At 48.2% G+C, this 26626-nt stretch carries 18 protein-coding genes and 2 pseudogenes; 12 read left to right on the top strand and 8 right to left on the bottom strand.

Going from position 1 to position 26626, the window contains the following annotated elements:
* Nucleotides 1-79: 79 nt before the first annotated feature.
* The 5 genes from OWN49_RS17555 (at nt 80) to OWN49_RS17535 (ending at nt 6704) form a co-directional block, all read left to right on the top strand.
* The gene (locus OWN49_RS17555; protein ID WP_087920787.1) at nt 80-991 is read left to right on the top strand and encodes a proline dehydrogenase family protein; all 912 of its coding nucleotides are present in this window, start codon (nt 80-82) and stop codon (nt 989-991) included.
* A gap of 17 nt (nt 992-1008) precedes the next feature.
* Nucleotides 1009-2556 (top strand): L-glutamate gamma-semialdehyde dehydrogenase, encoded by a 1548-nt coding sequence (gene pruA, locus OWN49_RS17550; protein ID WP_071181519.1) that lies wholly within the window; start codon nt 1009-1011, stop codon nt 2554-2556.
* A 91-nt stretch (nt 2557-2647) separates the two neighbouring features.
* Nucleotides 2648-4102: a sodium/proline symporter PutP gene (gene putP, locus OWN49_RS17545; RefSeq protein ID WP_076851418.1), complete on the top strand. Its 1455-nt coding sequence runs from the start codon at nt 2648-2650 to the stop codon at nt 4100-4102.
* Nucleotides 4103-4259: 157 nt separating this feature from the next.
* Nucleotides 4260-5495 carry a PucR family transcriptional regulator gene (locus tag OWN49_RS17540; protein ID WP_003156600.1) on the top strand — a complete coding sequence of 412 codons (1236 nt, stop codon included), beginning with the start codon at nt 4260-4262 and terminating at the stop codon, nt 5493-5495.
* Between the two features lie 198 nt (nt 5496-5693).
* Entirely contained in the window at nt 5694-6704 is a 1011-nt protein-coding gene (locus OWN49_RS17535; RefSeq protein ID WP_070081340.1) for an NAD(P)/FAD-dependent oxidoreductase, read from the top strand.
* Nucleotides 6705-6758: 54 nt separating this feature from the next.
* Here OWN49_RS17535 and cobA read toward each other — a convergent pair whose 3' ends face one another.
* From cobA to OWN49_RS17515, 4 genes and pseudogenes are all read right to left on the bottom strand, one after another.
* Nucleotides 6759-8198 carry a uroporphyrinogen-III C-methyltransferase gene (gene cobA / locus OWN49_RS17530; RefSeq protein WP_077721766.1) on the bottom strand — a complete coding sequence of 480 codons (1440 nt, stop codon included), beginning with the start codon at nt 8196-8198 and terminating at the stop codon, nt 6759-6761.
* Between the two features lie 66 nt (nt 8199-8264).
* Nucleotides 8265-8585: a nitrite reductase small subunit NirD gene (nirD, locus tag OWN49_RS17525; RefSeq protein ID WP_076851415.1), complete on the bottom strand. Its 321-nt coding sequence runs from the start codon at nt 8583-8585 to the stop codon at nt 8265-8267.
* Between the two features lie 20 nt (nt 8586-8605).
* A complete protein-coding gene (gene nasD, locus OWN49_RS17520; RefSeq protein WP_176283106.1) occupies nt 8606-11023 on the bottom strand; it encodes an NADPH-nitrite reductase in 2418 nt (805 codons plus the stop codon).
* Between the two features lie 118 nt (nt 11024-11141).
* Nucleotides 11142-11270, bottom strand: a pseudogene (locus tag OWN49_RS17515) (hypothetical protein); the annotation flags it as partial.
* Nucleotides 11271-11414: 144 nt separating this feature from the next.
* On the opposite strand from OWN49_RS17515, the gene OWN49_RS17510 reads away from it, so the two are divergent.
* The 5 genes and pseudogenes from OWN49_RS17510 to OWN49_RS17490 all read left to right on the top strand — a co-directional run.
* Complete coding sequence (locus OWN49_RS17510; protein WP_176283107.1) at nt 11415-12617, top strand: GTP-binding protein; 1203 nt, start codon at nt 11415-11417, stop codon at nt 12615-12617.
* A gap of 64 nt (nt 12618-12681) precedes the next feature.
* A complete protein-coding gene (locus OWN49_RS17505; protein WP_176283108.1) occupies nt 12682-13818 on the top strand; it encodes a zinc-dependent alcohol dehydrogenase in 1137 nt (378 codons plus the stop codon).
* A gap of 14 nt (nt 13819-13832) precedes the next feature.
* Nucleotides 13833-14267 carry an RDD family protein gene (locus OWN49_RS17500; RefSeq protein ID WP_021494203.1) on the top strand — a complete coding sequence of 145 codons (435 nt, stop codon included), beginning with the start codon at nt 13833-13835 and terminating at the stop codon, nt 14265-14267.
* 117 nt (nt 14268-14384) lie between these two features.
* Entirely contained in the window at nt 14385-14660 is a 276-nt protein-coding gene (locus OWN49_RS17495; RefSeq protein WP_369719109.1) for a YckD family protein, read from the top strand.
* A gap of 213 nt (nt 14661-14873) precedes the next feature.
* Nucleotides 14874-15092: pseudogene (locus OWN49_RS17490) on the top strand (family 1 glycosylhydrolase); the annotation flags it as partial.
* A gap of 42 nt (nt 15093-15134) precedes the next feature.
* Here the strand turns inward: OWN49_RS17490 and comJ are convergent.
* The 4 genes from comJ to hxlA all read right to left on the bottom strand — a co-directional run bounded on the left by comJ (nt 15135) and on the right by hxlA (nt 17540).
* A complete protein-coding gene (gene comJ / locus OWN49_RS17485; protein WP_043866822.1) occupies nt 15135-15533 on the bottom strand; it encodes a competence protein ComJ in 399 nt (132 codons plus the stop codon).
* A gap of 21 nt (nt 15534-15554) precedes the next feature.
* A complete protein-coding gene (locus tag OWN49_RS17480) occupies nt 15555-15992 on the bottom strand; it encodes a NucA/NucB deoxyribonuclease domain-containing protein (RefSeq protein WP_029325718.1) in 438 nt (145 codons plus the stop codon).
* A 358-nt stretch (nt 15993-16350) separates the two neighbouring features.
* A complete protein-coding gene (hxlB, locus tag OWN49_RS17475) occupies nt 16351-16908 on the bottom strand; it encodes a 6-phospho-3-hexuloisomerase (RefSeq protein ID WP_077721772.1) in 558 nt (185 codons plus the stop codon).
* Complete coding sequence (gene hxlA / locus OWN49_RS17470; protein WP_014304319.1) at nt 16905-17540, bottom strand: 3-hexulose-6-phosphate synthase; 636 nt, start codon at nt 17538-17540, stop codon at nt 16905-16907. Before hxlA ends, hxlB begins: the two co-directional genes overlap by 4 nt.
* A gap of 231 nt (nt 17541-17771) precedes the next feature.
* Between hxlA and OWN49_RS17465 the strand changes: the two genes are divergently transcribed.
* On the top strand, nt 17772-18134 hold the full coding sequence (locus OWN49_RS17465; protein ID WP_016936795.1) for a winged helix-turn-helix transcriptional regulator: 363 nt from the start codon (nt 17772-17774) through the stop codon (nt 18132-18134).
* Between the two features lie 588 nt (nt 18135-18722).
* The coding region (gene srfAA / locus OWN49_RS17460; RefSeq protein WP_265958221.1) for a surfactin non-ribosomal peptide synthetase SrfAA at nt 18723-26626 on the top strand (7904 nt) is incomplete at its 3' end.

Below are 26626 nucleotides of genomic sequence, written 5' to 3'. Positions count from 1 at the left end.
ATATTGTGAGAGGATGTTTTGTCCATTTACAATAGACTCATACAAATACTTCTTAGATTGCGGGGTGTTAAGGTTGGAAGTGATTACAAGAGATTTTTTCTTATTTTTATCCAAGAGCAGCTTTCTCAATAAGATGGCGCGAAGCTGGGGAAGCCGTGTGGCAGCCGGCAAAATCATCGGAGGAATGGATTTCCGCAGTTCTATCCCGACAATCCGACATTTGAACAGCCAGGGGCTGTCAGTTACTGTCGATCATTTGGGGGAATTTGTAAACAGCGGTGACGTCGCGAAAGAACGCACCGAGGAGTGCATGCAGACCATCGCCTTAATTGCTGATGAACAGCTGAATTCCCAAGTGTCATTAAAAATGACGTCTTTAGGTCTTGATATAGATCTCGATCTCGTCTATGAAAATATGACGAAAATCCTCCAGACGGCTGAAAAACATAAAGTCATGGTGACGATTGACATGGAAGATGAAACGAGATGCCAGAAAACGCTGGATATCTTTAAAGACTTCCGGAGCCGGTATGAATATGTAAGCACCGTGGTGCAGGCTTATCTGTACAGAACGGAGAAGGATCTTGATGACCTCAGCCCGCTGAATCCGTTTCTGCGGCTTGTCAAAGGGGCCTATAAAGAATCGGAAAAGGTGGCCTATCCTGAAAAAAGCGACGTCGATGAAAATTATAAAAGACTCATCCGCAAACAGCTTTTAAAAGGACATTATACGGCAGTCGCCACGCATGATGACAAAATGATCGAGTTTACAAAACAGCTTGCCAAAGAGCACGGCATTCCAAACGACCGTTTTGAGTTTCAGATGCTGTACGGCATGCGCTCGCAAACCCAGCTCAGCCTGGTGGAAGAAGGATACCGCATGAGAGTCTACCTGCCTTACGGGGATGACTGGTACGGCTATTTCATGAGACGGCTCGCCGAACGCCCCTCAAACATCGCATTCGCCTTTAAAGGAATGACTAAGAAGTAAAAAAGGGAGAGATGACAATGACTACACCTTATAAACACGAACCATTCACGAATTTCCAAGATCAATCGAACGTTGAAGAATTTAAGAAAGCGCTTGCGAAGGTAAATGAGTATCTGGGAAAAGATTATCCGCTCGTCATCAACGGTGAAAAGGTAGAGACGGAAGCGAAAATCGTATCCATTAACCCTGCAGACAAAGAAGAAGTCGTCGGAAAAGTGTCAAAGGCGTCCCAGGAGCACGCTGAGCAGGCGATTGAAGCGGCTGCGAAAGCGTTCGAAGAGTGGAGATACACATCCCCTGAAGAAAGAGCGGCCGTTCTGTTCCGCGCAGCTGCCAAAGTCCGCCGCAGAAAGCACGAATTCTCCGCCCTGCTCGTCAAGGAAGCGGGAAAACCTTGGAACGAAGCTGATGCGGATACGGCGGAAGCCATCGACTTTATGGAATACTACGCGCGCCAGATGGTTGAATTGGCAAAAGGCAAGCCGGTCAACAGCCGCGACGGCGAGAAGAACCAATATGTCTACACACCGACCGGCGTAACGGTCGTCATTCCGCCATGGAACTTCCTCTTTGCGATTATGGCGGGAACGACGGTGGCACCGATCGTAACGGGCAACACGGTCGTTCTTAAACCGGCAAGCGCGACACCGGTCATCGCGGCGAAATTCGTAGAAGTGCTTGAGGAATCAGGTCTTCCGAAGGGCGTTGTCAACTTTGTGCCGGGAAGCGGAGCGGAAGTGGGAGACTATCTCGTCGATCACCCGAAAACAAGCATCATTACGTTTACGGGATCACGTGAAGTCGGTACGAGAATTTTCGAACGCGCGGCGAAAGTGCAGCCGGGCCAGCAGCATTTAAAGCGTGTTATCGCTGAAATGGGCGGTAAAGATACGGTTGTTGTCGATGAGGACGCGGACATTGAATTGGCGGCTCAATCCATCTTTACATCAGCATTCGGCTTCGCGGGACAAAAATGTTCTGCAGGTTCACGTGCAGTTGTCCATGAAAAAGTGTATGATCAAGTATTGGAGCGCGTCATCGAAATCACTGAATCAAAAGTGACGGCAAGCCCTGACAGCGCTGACGTGTATATGGGACCTGTCATCGACCAAGGTTCTTACGACAAGATCATGAGCTACATTGAAATCGGAAAAGAAGAAGGCCGTTTAGTAAGCGGCGGCACCGGAGATGATTCAAAAGGCTACTTTATCAAGCCGACGATCTTCGCTGACCTTGATCCGAAAGCCAGACTCATGCAGGAAGAAATTTTCGGGCCTGTCGTGGCGTTTTCTAAAGTATCAAACTTTGATGAGGCGCTGGAAGTGGCCAACAATACTGAATACGGTTTGACAGGCGCGGTCATTACAAATAACCGCAAACATATTGAACGGGCGAAACAGGAATTCCATGTCGGCAACCTGTACTTCAACCGCAATTGTACCGGAGCGATTGTCGGCTACCATCCGTTCGGAGGCTTCAAAATGTCCGGCACTGATTCAAAAGCGGGCGGCCCGGATTATTTGGCCCTCCACATGCAGGCGAAAACAATCAGTGAAATGTTTTAAGAGGGACTGAATGGGCATCCTCCTCGCGGGGGGTGTCCATTTCACCATAAACCTATAAAGCGGAGGAGGAAATGCCATAGCAAACATTCAGTTGATTATTTCCATTTGTATTTATATGGCGGGCATGCTGTTTATCGGTTATTTCGCCTACAGACGGACGTCGAATCTGACGGATTACATGCTCGGTGGGCGTTCTTTAGGCCCTGCCGTCACAGCGCTCAGCGCGGGAGCGGCGGATATGAGCGGATGGCTCTTGATGGGGCTTCCTGGCGCCATGTTCTCGACGGGATTAAGCGGCGCTTGGATTGTAATCGGACTTGTGCTCGGGGCTTGGGCGAACTGGCTTTTCGTGGCGCCGAGGCTGAGAACGTATACCGAAAAAGCGGGGAATTCCATCACCATTCCGGGTTTCCTTGAAAACCGTTTCGGTGATCATACGAAGCTTCTCAGACTGTTTTCGGGTCTCGTCATTCTCGTCTTTTTCACTTTTTACGTATCATCCGGCATGGTGTCCGGAGGTGTCTTATTCAACAGCATTTTAGGGTGGGATTACCACACCGGCCTGTGGGCCGTGACAGGCGTCGTTGTCGCCTACACCTTGTTCGGGGGCTTTTTGGCGGTAAGCTGGACGGACTTTGTCCAAGGGATCATCATGTTTGCGGCGCTTATTCTCGTGCCGATTGTGACGATTTTCCATACGGGCGGCCCGGGGGAAACCGTTGCCGATATCCGTTCCGTCAACCCGGAACTGTTTAATATGTTCAAAGGGACCACCGTCCTTGGCATTATTTCTTTATTTGCGTGGGGGCTCGGCTATTTCGGGCAGCCGCATATTATTGTGCGCTTTATGGCGATCACATCTGTGAAAGAGATCAAACGCGCCAGACGGATCGGAATGGGATGGATGATTTTGTCTGCACTCGGCGCGCTGTTTACGGGTCTTGCGGGAATCGCGTATTACCACCAGCGCGGGTTGAAGCTGGATGATCCGGAAACCATTTTTATTCAGCTCGGCAATATTCTGTTCCACCCGATTATTACGGGATTTCTCATTTCTGCGATTTTAGCGGCCATTATGAGTACGATTTCGTCTCAGCTGCTCGTTACGTCCAGTTCTTTAGTGGAGGACTTGTATAAGTCCATGTTCAGGCGTTCAGCTTCTGATAAGGAACTCGTATTTCTGGGGAGAATGGCAGTGCTTGCGGTGTCAATCGTCGCCCTGGTGCTCGCCTGGGAGAAAAACAACACGATACTTGGTCTTGTCAGCTATGCATGGGCGGGATTCGGCGCTTCATTCGGGCCGGTCGTACTGCTCAGTTTATTTTGGAAACGGATGACGAAATGGGGGGCACTCGCCGGCATGATTGCGGGAGCGATTACCGTAATCATTTGGGCGAATGCCGGTCTTTCAGACTTTTTGTACGAAATCATTCCGGGCTTTGCTGTAAGCCTTGCCGCTGTATTTGTCGTCAGCTTATTGACACAGGCTCCGTCAAAAGATGTCACAGATCAGTTTCATGACTACCGTGATACACTTTCTCAATAAAAGCAAGGAACGAGAGGAAGAAGGGACCGCCCTTTTTCCTCTTTTCACGATACAGGCTTTCGGATCATTCCGTTTTGGGAGTATATGAATTTTTTTCTATACAAAAAGTCACCCCTCAGAGTATGATAAAGATAAAAAGAGCATAGGAGAAATAGGTATGGAAGAGCTTTTAGAGAGAGTTTTTTCATTTACGGACATTGATAAATTAATTGATTTCATCAGTTATGAATTGCAGAAGCCCGTTATTCTGGAAAGCGCGGATTTCTTTTTGCTTGCCTATAATTCTTATTACATTAATCACTTCGACTCCGCCAACCAGCAGACGATATTCTCAAAAAAATGCCCCGTGCAGATTTTTGAAAGGTTTCTGAAGGACGGGGTGATCGAAAAGCTGAAAACCGTTCCTGAACCGTTCCGTGTCGAAAAAATAGACAGTATCGGACTGAATCAGAGAGTGGTTGTAAGCGCAAAACATAAAGGGGAAGTGATGGGCTACATCTGGATTCAGGAGCTCGACCGAAACTTGACGGACGAGGAGCTCGATTTTTTATATGAAACTTCATTCCATGTCGGAAAAATCATCTATAAAACGAACCGGCTGAAACAGGAAAAAGAAGAGAGAGCGGAAGACCTGGTGAAACGGGCGATCTTTCAGCAATTCTCCTCTGAAAAGGAGTTCAGGCGGGAAGCGGAAAAGATGAACGCCGTGCTGCCGTCGGTTTTTTCGGTAGTCGTCCTGCATGCCGCAAATGGGGATGGGGAGGCAGTCGAAGATGTAAAGGAAAATATCAAATCGTACTTGAATTTGCGGGATAAAGTCAGCCACGTCTTAACCATTGATTCCAATATTGTCATCGTCGTCGCAAGCTTCTCGCAAAAAAGCTCCGGCACTTCGGCAGCATCTGAATTCATCCACAAACTGCTGACTCATTTTCACTTTCAGAAGATCCCCACTCCCATCTATATCGGAATCGGCAATGAATACAGCAGCATCCTGAAGCTCGGGAAAAGTTATATAGAAGCCCTTGAAGTCATAAAGGCCGCCGAAATTACCGGAAATCAGGAAAATATCCCGTACGAATACAGTAAGCTCGGGATTTACCGCTATCTTGAAAGCATCGAAGAAAAAAACGCCTCACTGGAATATGTAAACGATGATTTAGCGTTATTAAAAGCCAAAGACAGAGAAAGCAGCACCGAACTGCTGAAAACGTTAGAAATCTATCTCCTCAATAACTGCAAAACAAAACCAGCCGCAGAACAGCTTTTTATTCATCAAAACACATTGAACTACCGCATCAAACAGATTCTTGACATGACATCAATTAATTTAAACGACTTCAGGACAAGGTGCCAGCTGTATCTCGATATCATGCTGATGAAAAAGAGATAAAAAAGAAACCAGTCGCCGTACTGGTTTCAGTTTTAATACCTTCCCGCTTATCAATCTCAGAACCTCGCTTCTGAATCACTCCTTTCCCGCAAGATGAGAAATGAATAAACACTGCTCCTCAATATGTGTTATACTTTCATTGATATTGATTCTCAATTAAAAATGTATGAAGTATAGATATAAACGGGAGGCAGAACGATGGCGGAAAATCATGAGGTGTATGACGTCACGATTATAGGCGGAGGCCCGATCGGCCTGTTTGCGGCTTTCTATTGCGGGATGCGGGAGCTGAAAACGAAGGTGATCGAGTTTTTACCGCGGCTCGGGGGGAAGGTGTCTATGTTTTTCCCTGAAAAAATCATCCGGGATATCGGCGGAATACCCGGGATTGCCGGGGAACAGCTGATTAAGCAGCTGAAGGAGCAGGCGGCGACATTTGAGCCGGATATCGTGTTGAATCAGCGGGTGACCGGATTTGAACGGCTGGAAGACGGAACCATTGTGCTGGAAAGTTCCAAAGGGGAAAAGCACTATACGCGCACGGTGATTTTGGCCGTCGGCATGGGGACGCTTGAGGTCAATGAACTTGACAGCGCGGATGCGAGCCGGTATTCAGGAAAGAACCTTCATTATAAGGTGGAGAAGCTTGATGCGTTTCGAGATAAGCATGTCGTGATTTCCGGAGGGGGAGATACCGCGGTTGACTGGGCGAATGAGCTGGAACCGATTGCAGCATCTGTTACCGTTTTGCACCGCCGTGAGGAGTTTGGCGGTTTGGAAAGCAGCGTGGCGAAAATGAAGCGGTCTTCCGTGCGGGTGCTTGCGCCGTATCGTCTGAAGCATCTCAATGGCACCGGGGAACGGATCGAGAGCGTCACCGTTTGCCAAACTGAGTCCGGACTTTCTGAAGTCATCAAGCTTGATGAGCTCATTATCAACCACGGGTTTAAAATTGATCTCGGTCCGATGAAGGACTGGGGGCTTGAGATAGAAGAAGGCAGGATTAAAGCTGACAGACATATGCGGACGAATCTTCCGGGCGTGTTTGTCGCCGGTGACGCCGCCCATTATGAAAGCAAGCTCAGATTGATTGCCGGCGGTTTCACGGAGGGGCCGACCGCCGTGAACAGCGCCAAAGCCTATTTGGACCCGCAGGCGGATCAGATGGCGATGTATTCGACTCATCATAAAAAATTGGTGACACAATAAAAAAGGGCTGACCCCCGATGTTGAGCCCGGGGGTCAGAAAAGCATTCCGGCGTATCAGCTGTGAACGAGCATGTCTTTCATTTCATTTCGTATAAACGCAAATAACTGTTCCTGATTTTTCACGGCGGTAAACCCGCAGCCGGCGGGGACGTCTTCGCCCATGCAGATGACGGGAGGGCGGTTTCCTGACGGATTCGGTGATATGCCGATTTGTTTTCCGGCGCTGATCAAATGCTGAGCGGATTCTTTGCCCGTACAGATAATCATTTGCAGAGGAGACTCACTGATCGTGCGTTCGATCATGGAAGTGAACCGCTCATCCGCGATATGTTCATGGGTGATATAAAACGGGCATGATTTTGAGTCTGACAAGTTTTCTGCTGCTTGACGGCTTCCTACAATGAGAGAATGCGGAGAATCATTTTGCCATTCGGATAGGAGAAAGCCCCGTTTTGTCAGTTCCGTCTTTGCGGCTTCAGTCGCTGCATTCAGGCTTGCGGTCACCCGGCGGATGTCGATCTGCTTGAAAGCCAGTGTGTCAAAGAATTCGCATACCGCAAGGCGTGATGTGAAAAATAGTTGTTCAAAGGTGCTGATCTGTTTCAGGATGTTTTCGTTTGCGGGCATTTTTTTAACGATCCGCTTCGGCCATTCAATAACATCGGCGCCATACTCGCGCAGCTTGTCTGTCAGTGTATGTTCATCATCGCCATGAGTGACCACCATGATATGCCGCCCGATGAAGGGTTTGCTTTCAAACCAGCTGTGTGTTTGAAAATTGACAATATCACCGATGACGATAATGGCAGGGTTGGTGATGTTTTGGCTTTGAACTTTGTCATGGATATCCTGAAGCGTTCCTTTAACACTCCGCTGCCGCCCCCACGTTCCCCATTGAATGACGAGTACGGGAATGGAAGGGGATTTTCCGTACTCCATAAGCTTCCGGCATATAAATGACAGATTTTTAACGCCCATGTAAAACACAAGCGTTTGAACGCTTCGGGCAAGCCCTTCCCAGTCGAGATTCGGCCTGCCGTGCAATGATGTATCATGAGCGGTGATCATCGCGAAGGACGAAGCGAAATCACGATGGGTGACGGGGACTCCCGCATACAGCGGCACTGCAATTCCCGAGGTGATGCCGGGCACCATTTCGTAGCGGATGCCATGCTGATGAAGCGCCTCTGCTTCTTCGCCGACCCTGCCGAACACACTTGGGTCTCCGCCTTTCAAGCGGACGACGGTGTAGCCCTCCGCCGCTTTTTCTATCAGCAGGGCATTTATCTCAGACTGTTTCATAAAATGGCGGTCGGGCAGCTTTCCGCAATAAATGAACCGGCAGTCCGGTGAGGCGTATTCTAGAAACTTTGGGTTTGCGAGCCGGTCATACAAAATGATATCCGCTTTCTCCAGAGCCTGTTTTCCTTTTACGGTGATCAGCCCCGGGTCTCCTGGTCCGGCACCGACAAAATATACGATTCCGTTTTTCATGATGGCGTCATCCCTTCAGCAATTTAAAAAATGAAGGACCACTTGAAAAAGTGATCCGGTCTTTGATCAATACAGGAGGTATACATTCTCTCCTTCGATCAGTGTTTCGTATGTTTTGACACAGCCATGGTCCGGCTCTTGGACTTTTCCGTCTCCTAAGGAAATTTTCCAGTCATGCATCGGGCAGAAGACGTATTCTCCGCTGACGATGCCTTCAGCCAGGACGCCTCCTTTATGGGGACAGCGGTTTTCGACGGCGCGGACGTTCCCGTCAGAAAGCTTAAATACGGCAAGCTCTTTATCTTCTATATATACGGTTTTTCCTAACTCCTCGGGTAATTCGTTTACTCTGCCTATGCAAACCTTTGTCATATCTTTATTAACCATGTCCGTTCCCCCTTACTGTTTTATGAAGTCGTGACGACATTTTCGAATAGATCTTTAGATGCTTTTTTATCTTCAAGGAAGTATTGCCACGGATCTTTGTGGACAGAGAGTGTCTCATTCATTCTGTCGTTGAGCTCCTGCCGTTTTTCCGGATCGTTTAATACGGATTGGACATGAGATAAACCGACGCGCTCAAGCCATGCGGATGTCCGCTCCAGATAGTTTGCCGTTTCTCTGTAGTACTGAAGGTAAGCACCCGCGTATTCTAAGACTTCTTCATTCGTTTTTACTTTCATCAGCAAATCACCGGCGCGCAAATGGGTTCCGCCGTTTCCGCCGACATAAAGCTCCCAGCCTCCGTCGATGCCGACAACACCAAGGTCCTTAATGCCTGATTCCGCACAGTTCCGCGGGCAGGCGGACACGGCCATTTTAACCTTATGAGGCGTATTGAGCCCTTCGAATTTTTTCTCAAGCGCAATACCCAGTGCCATGGAATCTTGCGTCCCGAAGCGGCAGAATTGTTCGCCTACGCACGTTTTTACCGTGCGGAGTGTTTTTCCGTACGCGTAGCCTGACGGCATATCAAGCTCGGCCCATACTTTCGGCAGATCTTCTTTTTTCACGCCGATGAGATCAATTCGCTGGCCGCCGGTCATTTTAACGAGCGGGATCTCATATTTGTCGACGACATCGGCGATCTTGCGGAGATCTTGAGAGTTGGTTACGCCCCCGTACATCCGGGGAACGACTGAGTATGTTCCGTCCTTTTGAATATTGGCGTGCATCCGTTCGTTCACAAAACGGGATGTTCTGTCATCCTCGTATGTAGCCGGATTAATCATGCCTAAGTAGTAGTTGAGGGCAGGGCGGCATTTGGAGCAGCCTTCCGGCGTTTTCCAGCCGAGCACGTTCATGATTTCTCTTGTATGTGAGAGCCCTTTGGCTTTGATTTCTTCTACGACTTCATCTCTCGACAGTGAGGTGCAGCCGCAAATCGCTTCTTTTTGCGCGGATGAGTCAAATTCTGAGCCCAGTGTATATTGAAGAATGTCTTCTACGAGCGGTTTACAGCCTCCGCAGGAACGGGATGCCCCGGTGCATGCTTTGATTTCGTCCGTTGATGTGCAGCCTTTTTCCTGAATGGCTTGTATAATCGCGCCTTTTGAAACGCCGTTGCAGCCGCAGATGATTTCATCGTCGCTCATCGCCGCGGTCATGCTTGCGCCTGCTTCCTGATCAAGAGGCTGTAAGATTGATATTTTGGAGGTTTCAGAGATATCTGCTTCTTTTTGAATCATAGAAAACAGGCGGTTGCCTTCGCTGCTGTCTCCGAACAAAACAGCGCCGACAATTTGATTGCCCCTCAGGACGATTTTTTTATAAATGCCGTCCTGTTCATCGAACACTTTAATTGCCTTTTTGTCCTCTGATTCATCAAAGTCGCCGGCAGAGAAGACCTCGACGCCTGATACCTTTAATTGAGTGGAGAGAACGGAGCCTTCGTACGGTTTTGTTTCAATGCCGCAAATATGCTTGGCCAGCACTTTTGCCTGTTCATAGAGCGGCGCCACAAGACCGTATGCGATTCCGCGGTGCTCGGCACATTCACCGACCGCGTAAATGTGCGGAATTTCAGTCTGCATATAATCGTTAACAATGATTCCGCGGTTAACCGGGATGCCGCTTTCTGTGCCAAGCTGTGTATTCGGGCGGATGCCGACAGCCATGACGACCAGATCAGCTTTGATGCTTGTGCCGTCTTTGAAGCGTACGCCTTCGACACGGTCAGTACCGAGAATTTCTTCGGTTTGTTTTTCAAGGAAAAAGGTCATGCCTTGTTTTTCTAACTCGTTTTGCAGCAGGCGTCCCGCCGCTGCGTCAAGCTGGCGCTCCATCAGGAATGGGGCGAGGTGGATGACAGACACGTCCATGCCGAGATTCAGCAGTCCGCGCGCGGCTTCCAAACCCAGCAGTCCTCCGCCGATGACGGCTGCTTTTTTATATTGTTTTGACGCGGCGAGCATCGTGTCGGTATCTTTTATGTCTCGGAATGCCGTGACGCCTTGTTTGTCTGCGCCCGGAATCGGAAGGATAAAAGGGACAGAGCCTGTCGCCAGGATGAGTTCATCGTAAGGCTGGATTCTGTCTGCATCGGTGATGACGGTTTTGTTTTCCGTGTCAACTTTGATGACTGTTTCACCGGTGTACAGCTGAATGTTGTTTTCTTTGTACCAGTTCCAATCGTTTAACGTAATGTCTTGAATGTCGGTATCGCCTTGCAGCACTTTTGACAGAAGGATTCGGTTATAGTTGGGATGAGGTTCGGCCCCGAATATTGTAATCTCAAATTCATCTTTTGAAACACGCAGTATTTCTTCAATCGCTCTTACCCCGGCCATTCCATTTCCAACAAGGACTAGCTGTTTTTTTCCCATCAGATGATCCGCTCCTATCTTTGTTTTTTTCAGCGTAGCACAGCAAAAACAAATATTTAAGATGCATGTTATGAAATGTAACAAAAAATACGAAAAAATCTAAAAATTTTATGAAAAATTAGATAGGGCTGATTCGTACCGCACACATCTTAAAACCGGGCATTTTACAGTCCGGATCGAAGGCTTCACCAATTAAATCGTTGACGTTTTGCGTGTCAGACCAATGGATGGGGACAAACAATGTATGATGTCTGACTTTTACTTGATTTTTAACGGAGAATATATCAAAATAAATAGTAACAATTACGATTTGTAGCCATGTACATCGTGATAATAAGGGAGTTGCGGGATATAAATCGTAATCATTCTATTTTGTCAGGAGGCTATTGATATGAAAAAAATTCCGGTTACAGTATTGAGCGGCTATCTTGGTGCCGGAAAGACGACCGTTTTGAATCATATTCTACAAAACCGCAACGGTTTAAAAATTGCCGTCATCGTCAATGACATGAGCGAAGTAAATATAGACGCGGGCTTGGTAAAGCAGGGAGGCGGTTTGTCAAGGACGGATGAGAAACTCGTGGAATTATCCAACGGCTGTATCTGCTGCACGCTGCGTGAAGATTTATTAGTCGAAGTTGAGAAACTCGCGAAAGACGGCAGGTTTGATTATATTGTCATTGAATCAACAGGGATCAGCGAACCGATTCCCGTTGCCCAGACATTCTCTTATATAGATGAAGAAATGGGCATTGATCTGACAACATTCTGCAGGCTGGACACAATTGTGACCGTGGTGGATGCAAACCGCTTCTGGCATGATTTCCAGTCCGGTGACACCCTTCTTGACCGGAAGGAAGCGGCGGGAGAAGAGGATGAACGGGTGATTGCCGACTTATTAATTGACCAAATCGAGTTTTGTGATGTGCTCATTTTAAATAAATGCGACATGGTGGGCGAAAAAGAGCTTGAACAGCTGGAAACGGTTCTTTGCGCATTACAGCCCCGTGCCAGACTGATCCGGTCCGTCCGCGGAGAAGTGCCCGCCGAATGCATATTGAATACCGGTTTATTTGAGTTTGAGGAAGCGAGTTCATCAGCAGGGTGGATAAAGGAACTGACGGCAGGTCATGAAGCGCACACTCCGGAAACGGAAGAGTACGGCATCACTTCGTTTGTGTACTCGCGGCGTCTGCCGTTTCATACCGTTCGTTTTGACAGCTGGCTGCATCAATCAATGCCTGACAACATTGTGCGCGCAAAAGGAATTGTTTGGTGCGCAACCCGCAACAGCCTTGCGCTGCTGATGTCTCAGGCGGGTCCGGCGGTTTCGATTGAGCCTGTTTCTTATTGGGTGGCGGCAATGCCGAAACTTGAGCAGGAGCAGATCAAACAGCAGGAACCGGAGATTCTGGAAGATTGGGACGACCAATTCGGAGATCGTCATACGAACCTGGTGTTTATCGGAACAGATTTAGATGAAGCCGCCATTACAAAGGAATTGGATCAGTGCCTGCTCACGCCGTCTGAGTTCGATTCCGACTGGTCGCAGCTTGAAGATCCTTTTCAATGGGATATTCAGCGGGCTGAATAGCATACCGGCCAAGTTTAGAAGCAGGTGAAAAGGGAAGGAGTGATGAAAAAGGAGCTGACCAAGTGTGAAAGCATTGACATACCAAGGAAAAGAACATATGGAAGTGAAAGAAGTCCCGGCACCCGCCACTCAAGATGAGAGAGATGTCATCGTTCGAATTACCGCAACCGGGATATGCGGTTCAGACCTTCATTTATATAAAAACGGAATACCCGCCGATCCGGGTTATATTGTCGGGCATGAGCCGATGGGAATCGTTGAAGAAACGGGCAGTCAAGTCAAAAAGCTGAAAAAAGGCGACCGGGTCGTGATTCCTTTTAACATCGGCTGCGGAGAATGTCATTATTGCAAGCACCAGATGGAAAGCCAGTGTGATGAATCAAATCCAAATCCTCATACAGATGCCGGCGGTTTATTCGGTTTTTCGGAGTTTAACGGAAATTATCCCGGCGGACAGGCTGAATATTTACGTGTTCCTTACGCTGATTTCTCTTCTTTTCTGGTTCCGGCAGACAGTGAGCTTGAAGATGAGCAGGTGCTGCTTCTGTCAGATGTCATGCCGACCGCCTTTTGGAGCGTTCAGCACAGCGGAGTGAAGAAAGGAGATACAGTCGTTATTCTAGGATCAGGTCCGATCGGCTTAATGGCGCAAAAATTCGCGTGGAAAAAAGGAGCTAAACGGGTTATCGCAGTTGATCAAGTCCCGCACCGCCTTGAACATGCGAGACGCATAAACGGAGCAGAGACCTTCAATTTTTCAGAACATGATGAGATCGGGAAACTGCTGCACGAACAAACGTCAGGGGGCGCGGATGTAGTGATTGATTGTGTCGGAATGGACGGCACGCCGCTTTCAAAAGAAAAAGCAGAGCAAAAACCGAATCAGTTCGGAACGATCAGCCCGATTCTTACAGCATCAGAAGCCGTTAAGAAGTTCGGAACCGTGCAGCTCACGGGCGCATACATTTCTGAAGCGGACGGCTTTCCGCTCGGCGATTTTTTCACACGCAACGTTTCTTTAAAAATGGGCCAGGCACCCGTTATTCATCTGATGCCGATGCTGTATCAAATGATTGAACAAAATGAAATTGATCCGACGGATATCATTACACACAAAATGAGTCTTGCGGAAGCTCCTGCTGCATATGATATATTTGACAAAAAAGAAGATGGCAACATTAAAGTGATTTTGAAGCCATAGCGAGGGGAAACATGATGAATATTTACAGACCGGCGGGATTTTGGATCAGATTGGGAGCCGTTGTACTCGACTATTTAATTACTTCAGTGCCTTTGGCGATTATTTTTATGCTGGCAACAGGAAAAGATCCGAATGAGAGCGCAATGATCAGCATCATTTTGACTCTTTATGGTATTTTGCTCCCTGTATACTGGAACGGTTATGTTATCGGCAAAAAGATCTGCGGTATCCGCATCGTCAAAAAAGACGGAACTCAGGTAGGCTTTCTCACTATGATTTTGAGAGTGCTTGTGGGCGGCCTGATATATGGCGTGACGTTTGGAATCGGTGTGATCGTGAGCGCATTCATGGTCGGAATGAGAGAAGACAAACGGTCAATCCACGATTTTGTAGCGGGAACGTATGTCACATACGCGCTGCCGGACGAATCGATTGAAAAGAGCGAATAACTTCGCTCTTTTTTTTGCATAAAAAGTGGATGAGGGAGCAACATATAACAAACGTTAAAGGAGGAGAGAGTCATGAAAAAAGCTGCATTGTCTTTAGCTGCGTTTTTCATTACAGCAATGGTTTTCACAATGCCGGCACACGCCGAAACAAAAATGCCTTCAACAATGTCACTCACGGAACAGCAGAAAAAAGAAATTGAATCACTTGAAAAAGAAGTGCTCGAAAAACGCAAACATGTCATATCCAAATATGTTGAGTACGGGGTCCTGCCGAAAGAAAAAGCAGAACATATTAAACAGCATATGGACAGGCGCTTTAATATGATGAAACAAAATGGCTTTGTCCCGAAGCCTCCGCCTCATAAATTGGAAAAGCGGCATCATCATTCTTAAGCATCCGGCAAGCCGGATGCTTTTTTATCGGGATTGCTCTGAAATGAGTTTCATAACGTGTGATATCAATATCATACGCATCAGGAGGATGAAACACATGGTACATAAAAAACAGGGTCTGTTCCCTGATACATTTCTATGGGGGGGCAGCTTCGTCTGCCTATCAGGTTGAAGGAGCTTGGAATAAGACGGTAAAGGACCTTCAGTATGGGTGAACAGTGCAGAGTGGCTATTAGTGACGGAGTTCATCTCATCGGCTGCTGCAGCTGGTCATTCACGGATCTGTTAAGCTGGCTGAACGGCTATCAAAAACGCTACGGTTTTGTGTATAATCAATCGAGATAAAGAAGATGAAAAGGATTTGAAACGGATCAGGAAAAAAGTTTTTATTGGTACCAGAATGTAATTGAAACAAACGGTAAAAGTTTATAGGAAAGTTCCCTGAGAGAAATATGATTCTCTCAGGGCTTTCTTTTACATTGCGTCTGCATCAATAATATACGTATCTGCATGAAGATCGGATATTTCGGCAGGCACTGAATAACAGGTAAGGCTGTATCGGCCTTTCGGAATATTAAAGAAAAGCCGCTTTGACATCACGCTTTCAATCTCAATTCCATCTTTTACAGCCTCAAAGGGAACAGTCGCTTTTTTCTCATAGGATAGTACCGGTTCACTTGTGTTAAGCCTGAGGACGATAAATGCCCTCGTATTTCTCCTTGCTTCAAATGAAACAGCTCCGTCAGCTTCCGCATATCCTTTTTCAATGGCTTCATCGGTCCAATCGATAACAGGCGGTTCTGAATCTTTTTGGAAGATTGTAAATTGATGATAAGAAATGGCCAGTTCTTGCGGTTTCCATGATTTATTCAATGCGCTGTTCCTCCTGTTTTTTTACTTGATTTTAAATAATACTCTCGTTCCGTCGGGATCATTGGTAAGCTGGTGTCCGACCCAAGAGCCGGCTCCGCGGTTGTCTGCCGGAGAAATATATTCTACGGAGGCATTGTTTCCGCCCTGTTGACAAACCGCCATCGGCCATTCATCCCTATCGTATCCCGTTTTGACAGGCACATGTTTAAGAGATTGCTCACGCCGCTTATGTACTCCGTCTCTGTCAATGGTGCATATGCTGGAATGCCCTTCTTTTATCGCGTCCTTAATATGCTTTGCTGTTTCCGGATATCGATCGGACGGAAATAGGATTACTTTATCGTAATCACTCTTCTGAACGGTCTGCTCGTTATCTGAGAAAAGATCACCCTTGATCAGGGCCGCGACTGCTCCGGCAATGATGATAAGAACAAGCAGCAGTGCTTTTAATGTTTTCAAGAGTATCAATCACCTCCAGTTTTAAATTGCTGTAAAGCTGGTCCAAGAATAAAGCAGAATCAGCCGGCTGTAAAGCTGTTAAAATATATTTCTCAGCCGCAATTCAGCTGAATATCTGTAAAACCATCCGCACAAATCAATTTTATTCATTAAATATCCGATCAGAAAGTGTTTTTTGCCGTTTCTCTATTCAGAAATGAACGGTTGCGGCCGTATCGTCAATTGACTTATTATAGCGATAAGCTCACCGGCAGGATATCTTCGTCTGCGAGTGTCCGACCCGAAAACCTTGGCTTGCATGACCGTGCGCAACAAGACGATAAAAAGACGGCCATCTGATAAGAAGGCCGTCAGCAAATCATTCCAGATTCGCATGCTTTGTAAACATGTCTGCTGAATTCAATTCTTTTTTCTCCATGATTTTTAGAATAACCGCATCGTAAAACAGCAAAAGAGTTTGTTCGAATAAAGAACCCATCGGCTGAATCGTCTTTCTGTCTCCGCCGGTCTCTTCCTTAGGAGAGCCGGGAATCGTTATCGTAAGATCCGCAAGTTTGCCGAGACTTGAATCGGGGTTAATCGTTAATGCAGTGATGATGCCGTTAAGGCTTTTGGCTTTTTCAGCCGTATGAAGCAGACTTTTTGTTTCGCCTGAGCCTGAGCCGATGATGACGAGACCGCCTTCTTGGAGGGGAGGGGTAAGCGTCTCCCCGACGATGTAAGCGTTCAGGCCGATGTGCATCATCCTCATGGCGAACGCTTTAGCCATAAAGCCGGAACGCCCCGCTCCGGACGTGAAGATTTGATCTGCTGATAAAATCTGATCCGCAAGCTTGTCAGCTTCACTGTCGGCTATTAATGCTGCGGTGCGGGATATTTCATTGAGTATTTCATGTAAGTATTCAGTCGTTTTCATGATCCTTGTGAAATCAGCTGTTTCATTTTAGCAGCAGCATCCGCTTTATTGTCAGCTCCCGTAATGCCTCCGCCGACAATGATTAAATCTGGGTTTTGTTTGATGGCTTCAGGAAGCGTATCAAGTTTAATGCCCCCGGCAATTGCGGTTTTAGCGCTCTTGACCGCTTTTTTAATCGCCGTCAGTTCCTCGAATGAATTCTTTCCTTCTGCTTGAAGATCATAACCTGTGTGAACACAAATATAATCAACACCGAGTTGGTCAATTTCTTTTGCACGTGTTTCAAGGTTTTTTACGTTAATCATGTCGACGAGAATTTTTTTCTGCTGTTTTTTTGCTTCGGCAACCGCCCCTTTGATCGTTGAGTCGTCTGTCGCTCCTAAAACGGTGATGATGTCGGCGCCCGCTTCTGCCGCTTTCATGATCTCGTAGCCGCCTGCATCCATGATTTTAAGATCGGCAAGCACTTTCAAGTGAGGAAAGGCTGATTTCATTTCCTGTACGGCTTTCAGGCCTTCATTAATGACAACGGGAGTGCCGATTTCTACAACATCTATATATTGTTCGACCTCTTTCACAAGTTCAATTGCTTCCGGGATATTCACTAAGTCTAATGCCAGCTGTAATTCCACTTTATATCCACTCCTCTTTTTTGTGTATTTACATTCTATAGAGTGCCCCGCATGTTGAGAAGTACGCACTTTGAAGTCTAATAGTTACTTTGAGGATACTGTCCCCGCAGGCAATGCGCTTTGTTTCAGCAAAACTGCGTGGTAGTATAAACTGATGAAAGTTGTGTAAAAAAGTAAGCGTGTATGAATAGATGACGAACGTACAAAAAGTAAGAGGAAGGAGAATGGCCCGTGAGCCGAATGGATAAGAAAACGTTTAATTGCGAAAAGGAATTGACGCTTGCCGTGATAGGCGGGAAGTGGAAAATGCTGATTATGTGGCACCTGGGAAAAGAAGGGACAAAGCGTTTTAATGAGCTGAAAGCTTTAATTCCGGATATTACGCACAAAATTCTTGTGAATCAGCTCAGGGAGCTGGAGCAGGATCTGATCGTTCACAGGGAAGTTTACCCTGTCGTCCCTCCGAAAGTGGAGTACTCATTAACGGAGCAAGGAGAGACCCTTATGCCGATTTTGGATGCCATGTATAAGTGGGGAAAAGAATATATGGAATTAATCAACATTGATAAAACTGCAATAAAGGAATCTTTTTGAAGCGCTCTATGTAAAATAGAGTGCTTTTTTTGCGGTTTAATGAAATCATATTGCGAACGATTAAATCTCCTGTTTCGGTTCTTGCGCTGTTTTTTCCCCATCAGCTAATATATGAAAACTATTTTCATTCTGCCATAACTGGATATTCGAAAGATTTATACTATAGTTTAAAGATTTTTAATTTTACATAAATAATATTTTTAAAAATAAATTGCGGGATGCCGCAAAATACCCTCTGGAATTGTCGGAATTTTTTTCGGTGTGCCGAATGAAACTTTTCACCCATTTTTCGGTGATAAAAACAATAATTTCATATAAAGTGAACGTAAGTAGATATATAGTAATTCATGAAGAAATAGGTAAACCCTGTTGCTTACAAACATTGGATTCTTGTCTTGATTTCTCATAAATTTGAGCCGCATTTCGGACTGTGCGGGTGAGTGGATTGCGGATTTCGGCGGTGATTGAATCGGGATCGTTTTGGAGGTAAGTGGTTCTTTTGGCTTGATAATGAGTTAGGGACATTGAGGGAGGCTGTTTCTAAGGGAGAATTGACAATTTTATCTTAAAAAGGGGAGGCGCACACATATGGAAATAACTTTTTATCCTTTAACAAATGCTCAAAAACGTATCTGGTATACAGAAAAATTCTATCCGAACACAAGTATTTCAAATCTTGCCGGGTTCGGGAAACTCATTTCTGATGACGGCGTACAGGCTCATTACGTTGAGAAAGCGATACAGGAATTCGTCCGGCGGTATGAGTCGATGAGAATCCGTCTGCGGCTTGATGATGAGGGGGAGCCCGTTCAATATGTGAGCGAATACCGTCCGCTGACTATCGAACATACAGACATCAGGCAAGCCGGCTGCTCTGCGGAAGAGCTGTCAAAATGGGGACGTGACGAGGCAAGCAAGCCTCTGGCATTATATGATCAGGATTTATTCCGTTTTTCCGTGTATACCATCAGCGAAAATGAGGTCTGGTTCTACGTTAATGTGCATCACGTTATTTCAGACGGGATTTCCATGACGATTCTGGGCAATGCGATTACTGATATTTATTTGGAGCTTTCGGGCGGATCAAGTGAGGAACAGACGGAGATTCCTTCCTTTATCGAGCATGTGCTGACTGAGCAGGAATATGTGCAGTCGAAGCGGTTTAAAAAGGATCGGGATTTTTGGAACGGGCAGTTTGAGACCGTGCCGGAGCTTGTGTCCCTGAAACGGAGCCAGGCAGATGCGGGTCTTGATGCGAAACGGTTTTCTCAAGAAATTCCTCACGACTTATATGGCCGCATTCATTCATTCTGCGAGGAGCATAAAGTCAGCGTACTATCTCTGTTCCAATCAGCTCTGATCACTTATCTCTACAAAGTGACCGGCCGGGATGACGTTGTCACAGGTACGTTTATGGGAAACCGGACGAATGCGAAAGAAAAGCAGATGCTCGGGATGTTCGTATCTACGGTGCCTGTGCGGACAAGCGTTGACGGAGGACAGTCGTTCTTGGAATTCGTTAAAGGCCGGATGAAGGATCTGATGAAAATTCTCCGCCACCAAAAATATCCGTATAACCTGCTTGTCAATGATTTGCGCGCTTCGAAAAGTTCGCTGAGCAGATTGTTTACGGTAGCTCTGGAGTACCAGGTGATGCAGTGGCAGAAAAAAGAGAATCTGTCCTTCCTGACAGACCCTATTTTCAGCGGAAGCGGTACAAATGATATTTCGATTCATGTGAAGGAACGATGGGACACTGGGAAATTGACGATTGATTTTGACTATCGCAGCGACATATTCAAGGGAGAGGAGATTGTATCTGTTTCTGAACGTTTGATCACGCTGATTGAAGATGCGATTTCATCTCCTGATCGCATAATTGATGAGCTTACTCTTCTTTCTGAATCCGAGAAAGAGCGGCTGCTGACACGGGCCTCCGGCAATCCGGTGAATTACCGCGGGGAGATGACGATACCGGGGCTGTTTGAAGAGAAAGTGAAGTCACTGTCTGACAAACCGGCGGTGGTGTATGAAGGCCGAACATTGTCCTATCGCACATTGCATGAACAGTCAGGCCGAATTGCCGGACGCCTTCTTAAAGCCGGGATATCAGCCGATACTCCTGTCGCGGTGCTGCTTGGCCGTTCTGAGCGTGTCATTGCGGCAATATTGGGAATTTTGAAAGCGGGCGGCGCCTATGTGCCGATAGATCCTGATTTTCCGGCGGATCGGATTCAGTACATTTTGGAGGACAGCGGAGCGAAGGCTGTTTTGACGGAGGCCGGAATACAGGCGCCTGTATCGGATGCCGAACCGATTGATTTTGACGAGGCTGTTCAGTTTGAAACGGCTGCGGACGGTGTCAGCACACAATCAGACCGGCTGGCTTACATCATCTACACGTCAGGTACAACCGGGCGGCCGAAAGGCGTGATGATTGAGCACCGGCAAGTTCATCATCTGGTGCAATCACTGCAGCAGGAGATTTATCAATGCGGTGAGCAGACATTAAGAATGGCGCTTTTGGCTCCGTTTCATTTTGATGCGTCCGTCAAACAGATTTTTGCCTCGCTTCTTTTGGGACAGACGCTTTATATCGTGCCGAAAACGACTGTAACGAATGGCTCGGCACTGCTGGACTATTATCGTCAAAACCGGATTGAAGCCACTGACGGAACCCCTGCGCATCTGCAGATGATGGTTGCGGCGGGAGATGTCAGCGGAATTGAATTGCGCCACATGCTCATTGGGGGAGAGGGCCTGTCCGCCGCTGTTGCTGAACAGCTGATGACGCTCTTTCATCAATCGGGCAGGGCGCCGCGTCTGACGAATGTGTACGGGCCGACAGAAACGTGCGTAGATGCATCCGTGCATCAGGTGTCAGCCGATAACGGAATGAATCAACAGGCGGCGTACGTTCCGATCGGAAAACCGCTCGGCAACGCCCGTTTGTATATATTGGATAAGCACCAGCGGCTTCAGCCCGACGGCACGGCCGGTGAGCTGTATATCGCGGGTGACGGTGTAGGCCGCGGCTATTTAAATCTTCCGGATTTGACCGCAGAGAAGTTTTTGCAAGATCCGTTTAACGGAAGCGGCCGCATGTACCGCACGGGTGATATGGCGCGCTGGCTGCCGGACGGGACGATCGAATATATCGGCCGTGAAGATGATCAGGTGAAAGTCCGCGGCTACCGTATTGAGCTGGGAGAAATTGAAACGGTGCTCAGAAAAGCTCCGGGCGCGGCGCAGGCCGTCGTGCTGGCACGGCCGGATCAGCAGGGCAGCTTAGATGTTTGCGCATATATCGTTCAGGAAAAAGGAACCGAGTTTCACCCTGCCGAGTACAGGGAGTATGTGTCCAAGCACCTTCCAGATTACATGGTGCCCGCTTACTTTACAAAAACGGACGAAATTCCGCTCACGCCGAGCGGTAAGGCGGACCGCAAAAAGCTGTTTGCGCTTGATGTGCAGGCTGTCAGCTCATCCGAATATGCCGCGCCGAGAAATGAAACGGAGGAAACGCTCACCGTCATCTGGCAGGAAGTCCTCGGAATGGATAAGGCGGGCATTTATGATCATTTCTTCGAGTCAGGCGGTCATTCATTAAAGGCGATGACGCTTCTGACGAAAATTCATAAGCAAATGGGCGTTGAAATTCCGCTGCAATACTTGTTTGAGCATCCGACGATTGCGGCGCTTGCCGATTATGCGGAAAACCGAAACGAAGGACAGGCATTCAGTGCGATTGAGCCGGCTGAGAAGCAGGCGAGCTATCCGCTTTCGCTCGCTCAGCAGCGGACTTATATCGCGAGCCAATTTGAAGACGCGGGAGTCGGATATAACATGCCGGCTGCGGCCATGATTGAGGGCGCTTTAGACCGTGAAAAGCTTGAGCGTGCATTTTCTGCCTTAATCAGCAGGCATGAAGCGCTCAGAACATCGTTTCAATCAGAGGACGGCACGCCGAGACAGGTGATTCACGAACATGTTCCGTTTCATATTGAAATGATCGAAGCGCGCGGAAGAACGAATGAACAGGTCATGAAGGACTTTGTGCGCCGTTTTGATTTATCTGAGGCGCCGCTGTTCAGAATCGGCCTGCAAACGCTCGGTCACAATCGCCATATGCTGCTGTTTGATATGCATCACCTGATTTCTGACGGGGTGTCTATTTCCATCATGCTGAAGGAACTGGCTGACATCTACGGCGGAAATCAGCTGCCTGATTTGCGCATTCAATATAAAGATTATGCCGTATGGCAGGCGGAACGGGCGAAAGAAGGCTACAAGAAGGAGCGGGCGTACTGGAAAGAAGTCTTCAGCGGCGAACTGCCGGTGCTTCAGCTGCTCCCTGATTATCCGCGGCCGCAGGTGCAAAGCTTTGAAGGTGACCGCGTGTCCGTCAAGCTGCCGAAAATGCTGCGGGAACGGCTGCAGAAGCTTGCCGAGAAAAACGGAGCCACTCTTTACATGGTGCTGTTATCGGCATACTATACGCTGCTTTCTAAGTATTCGGGACAGGAAGACATCATCGTGGGAACACCGTCAGCGGGAAGAAATCACTCTGATACCGAGGGGCTTATCGGGATGTTTGTCAACACGCTTGCGCTGCGAAGCTCCGTGAAGCAGGATCAGACATTTGCCGGCTTGTTAGGTCATGTGCGCAAGCAGGTGCTGGACGCGTTTTTCCATCAGGATTATCCGTTTGAGTGGCTGACCGAGGAGCTGAACGTGCCCCGGGACATGAGCAGGCATCCGATATTTGACACGATGTTCAGTCTGCAAAATGCTTCGGACGGAATTCCGGAGATCGGCAACCTGACGCTGTCTCTTCATGAAACCAACTTCAATATCGCTAAATTCGATCTGACAATGCAGGCCCGGGAAACAGCGGAAGGCATTGCGCTCGATTTGGATTATTGCACGAAGCTGTTTAAGCGCTCAACTGCGGATCGCATGCTTGCGCACTATGTCCGTCTGCTGGAGAGTGCGGCAGCTCAGCCGGATGCGAAAATCAGCGAATATGATCTGCTTTCTGAACGGGAGGCTTTGAACCAATTACAGCGGTTCAATCCGGAGCGCACGGCATACCCGAAAGAGCAAACGATCGTGCAGATCTTTGAAGAACAGGCCCGAAAGAACCCTGACCGGACGGCTCTTCAGTTCGAAGGGGAAACTCTGTCGTATCAGCAGCTGAATGAACGCGCCAACAGGCTTGCGCGGCATATTCTTTCGGTCGGAGGCGGCGGGAAAACCGCGGCTGTTTTATGTGAACGGTCAATGGACATGATTGTTTCCATTATGGCTGTGTTAAAAGCGGGGTCCGCCTATGTGCCGATTGATCCTGAGCATCCGGTTCAGCGGATTCAGCATTTCTTCCGCGACAGCGGGGCGAATGTGCTCCTGACTCAGCAAAGCCTCAAGCCGCTTGCGGAAAAGGCCGGTTTTCAAGGCGTCATTGTGCTTGCTGATGATGAGGCGAGCTATGAAAAGGACTCTCGCAATCCAGCATTGCCGTTTGATTCCAAAACGATTGCCAATCTCACTTATACATCAGGCACGACGGGAACGCCGAAAGGAAACATCGTCACACATGCCAACATTTTGCGGACGGTAAAAAACACGAACTATTTGACCGTTTCTGAAGAGGATACAGTGCTCGGTCTGTCAAACTACGTCTTTGACGCTTTTATGTTTGATATGTTCGGTTCGCTGTTAAACGGTGCAAAGCTTGTGATCGTCCCGAAAGATACGGTGCTGGACATGTCGCGCCTGTCCCGTGTGATCAAACGGGAGAACGTCAGCATTCTGATGATTACGACGGCCCTGTTCCACCTGCTTGTTGATATGGAGCCGTCCTGTCTGACGACGCTTCGGAAAATCATGTTCGGGGGCGAAAGAGCGTCTGTAGAACATGTCAAAAAGGCGCTGGCGGCAGTCGGAAAAGGAAGACTGCTTCATATGTACGGTCCGTCGGAAAGCACGGTGTTTGCGACATACCATCCGGTGGATGTCATTGAAGAGGATACGCTCTCCGTTCCGATCGGTAAACCGGTCAGCAATACGGAAGTCTTTATTATGAACTCAGCCGGACGCATTCAGCCGGCGGGTATCGCGGGAGAGCTGTGCGTCAGCGGGGAAGGTCTCGTAGAAGGCTACTACAACCGTCCTGAACTGACGGAAGAAAAATTTGTAAAGCATCCGTTTAAGGAAGGTGAACGGATGTATAAAACGGGCGACTTGGCCAGATGGCTTCCGAATGGCGATATCGAGTTTATCGGACGTATCGACCATCAGGTGAAAATCCGCGGTCAGCGGATTGAGCTTGGCGAAATTGAGCATCAGCTTCAAAGCCATGACCAGATTCAGGAATGCATTGTGCTCGCTGTGGATCAAGGCGCGGGTGACAAACTTCTTTGCGCGTATTTTGTCGGCCTCAGGGAAATCTCTTCCCGGGAGCTGAGGGAGCATACGGCGAAGGATCTTCCGGCTTATATGATTCCGTCCGTCTTTATTCAATTGGATGAACTGCCTCTTACAGGGAACGGAAAAATCGACAGACGGGCGCTGCCGATGCCGGATGTGACCGCAGCGAATGCCGTGTCATATACGGCGCCGCGCAATGAAACAGAACAAAAACTGGCGGATATTTGGGCTGAGGTGCTGCAAATGGAACGGGTCGGCGTCCATGATCAGTTCTTTGAGATCGGGGGCCACTCGTTAGCGGGGATGAAACTGCTGGCCCTTATCCAGAAGACATTCGGCGTGCAGCTTACCTTAAAGGATCTGTTCACTTCTCCGACGGCTGCGGGGCTGGCGCAGCTGATTGAAGGGGCTGAACGGAAGGCGGCTGAGAGCATCGCACCGGCGGCCGAGCGGGAAACGTATCCGGTTTCTTCACCGCAGAAGCGGATGTTCGTGCTTCAGCAGCTGGAAGGCGCTGAAACAAGCTATAACATGCCGTCTGTGCTCCGCTTAAAAGGAAAGCTTGATGCAGAAAAGCTGAAATCCGTTATGAAACAGCTGACAGAACGCCATGAAGCCTTCAGAACGACATTTGACATAAAGGATGGAGAAACGGTTCAGCGTATATGGGCGGAAGCTGATATCGACATGGAATATTATGAAGCCTCTGAAGAAGATGCTGAACAGATTATTCAGAGCTTTATCCGGCCGTTCCGTCTGGATCAGCTTCCTCTCGTCAGAACGGGGCTGGTCAAGCTGGCTGAACATGACCACCTGCTGCTGTTTGATATGCACCATATCATTTCGGACGGCGCTTCAGTCGGCGTGCTGATAGATGAACTGTCCCGCTTGTATGGCGGCGAAACGCTTGAGCCGCTGCGGATTCATTATAAAGACTATGCGGTATGGCAGCAGAAATTTATTCAATCAGAGCAGTACCGCAAGCAGGAGGAGCATTGGCTTCGGGAGCTTGACGGCGAGCTTCCGGTATTGACGCTGCCGGCTGATTACAGCCGTCCGGCCGTGCAAACCTTTGAAGGAGACAAGCTGGTCTTTTCTCTGACTGAGGAACAGACGTCGGCTCTTCGCAGTCTTGCGAAACAAACGGATTCTACCATGTACATGGTGCTGCTGGCGTCGTACAGCGCCTTTCTCTCAAAACTGAGCGGACAGCATGACATCATTGTCGGCTCGCCGGTTGCGGGACGGTCACATGCGGATCTCGCAAACGTCATCGGTGTTTTTGTGAATACACTCGCGCTTCGTACGTATCCGGAAGCGGACAAAACGTTCACGGACTACCTTAAAGAAGTGAAACAAACCGCTTTACATGCATTTGACGCGCAGGATTATCCGCTTGAAGACCTTCTGCAAAAGGTTGAGGTGCAGCGTGATACGAGCCGAAATCCGCTGTTTGATGCGGTATTCTCAATGCAAAATGCAAATGCTGAAGATCTGGTCATGGAAGGAATTGAGCTGAAGCACCATCCGTTTGACAGAAAAACAGCCAAGTTTGACCTGACGATGACGGCTGAGGACACAGACGAAGGCTTAACGTTTGTGCTTGAATATAACACCGCGCTGTTTAAACCGGAAACGGCAGAGACGTGGAAGCATTATTGGCTTCAACTGTTAAAAGCCGCAACGGAAAATCCGGCTGCGAAGCTTTCTGAGCTTTCATTGGTGAATGAAACAGAAAAACAAGCCCTCCTTGACGCATGGAAAGGAAAAACACTCTCTGTGCCGCGGGACAAAACGGTTCACCGTCTCTTTGAAGAAACGGCCGCCCGCCACGCGAACCGGCCGGCCGCGGCATACAACGGCGCGAAATGGACGTACGGCGAGCTGAACGCAAGGGCGAACCGGATCGCGCGCATTCTCATGGATTGCGGCGTCTCGGCTGACGAACGTGTCGGCATTTTAACGAAACCGTCCTTGGAAATGGCCGCGGGCGTACTCGGCGTCTTAAAAGCGGGCGCGGCATTTGTGCCGATTGACCCCGACTACCCGGAAGAGCGCATCAG

The organism is Bacillus sp. NEAU-242-2 (assembly GCF_027853835.1).
Taxonomy (GTDB): Bacteria; Bacillota; Bacilli; order Bacillales; family Bacillaceae; genus Bacillus; species Bacillus velezensis.
The sequence above is the reverse complement of the archived record's forward strand: the minus strand, read 5'-3'. Positions and strand labels throughout refer to the sequence as shown.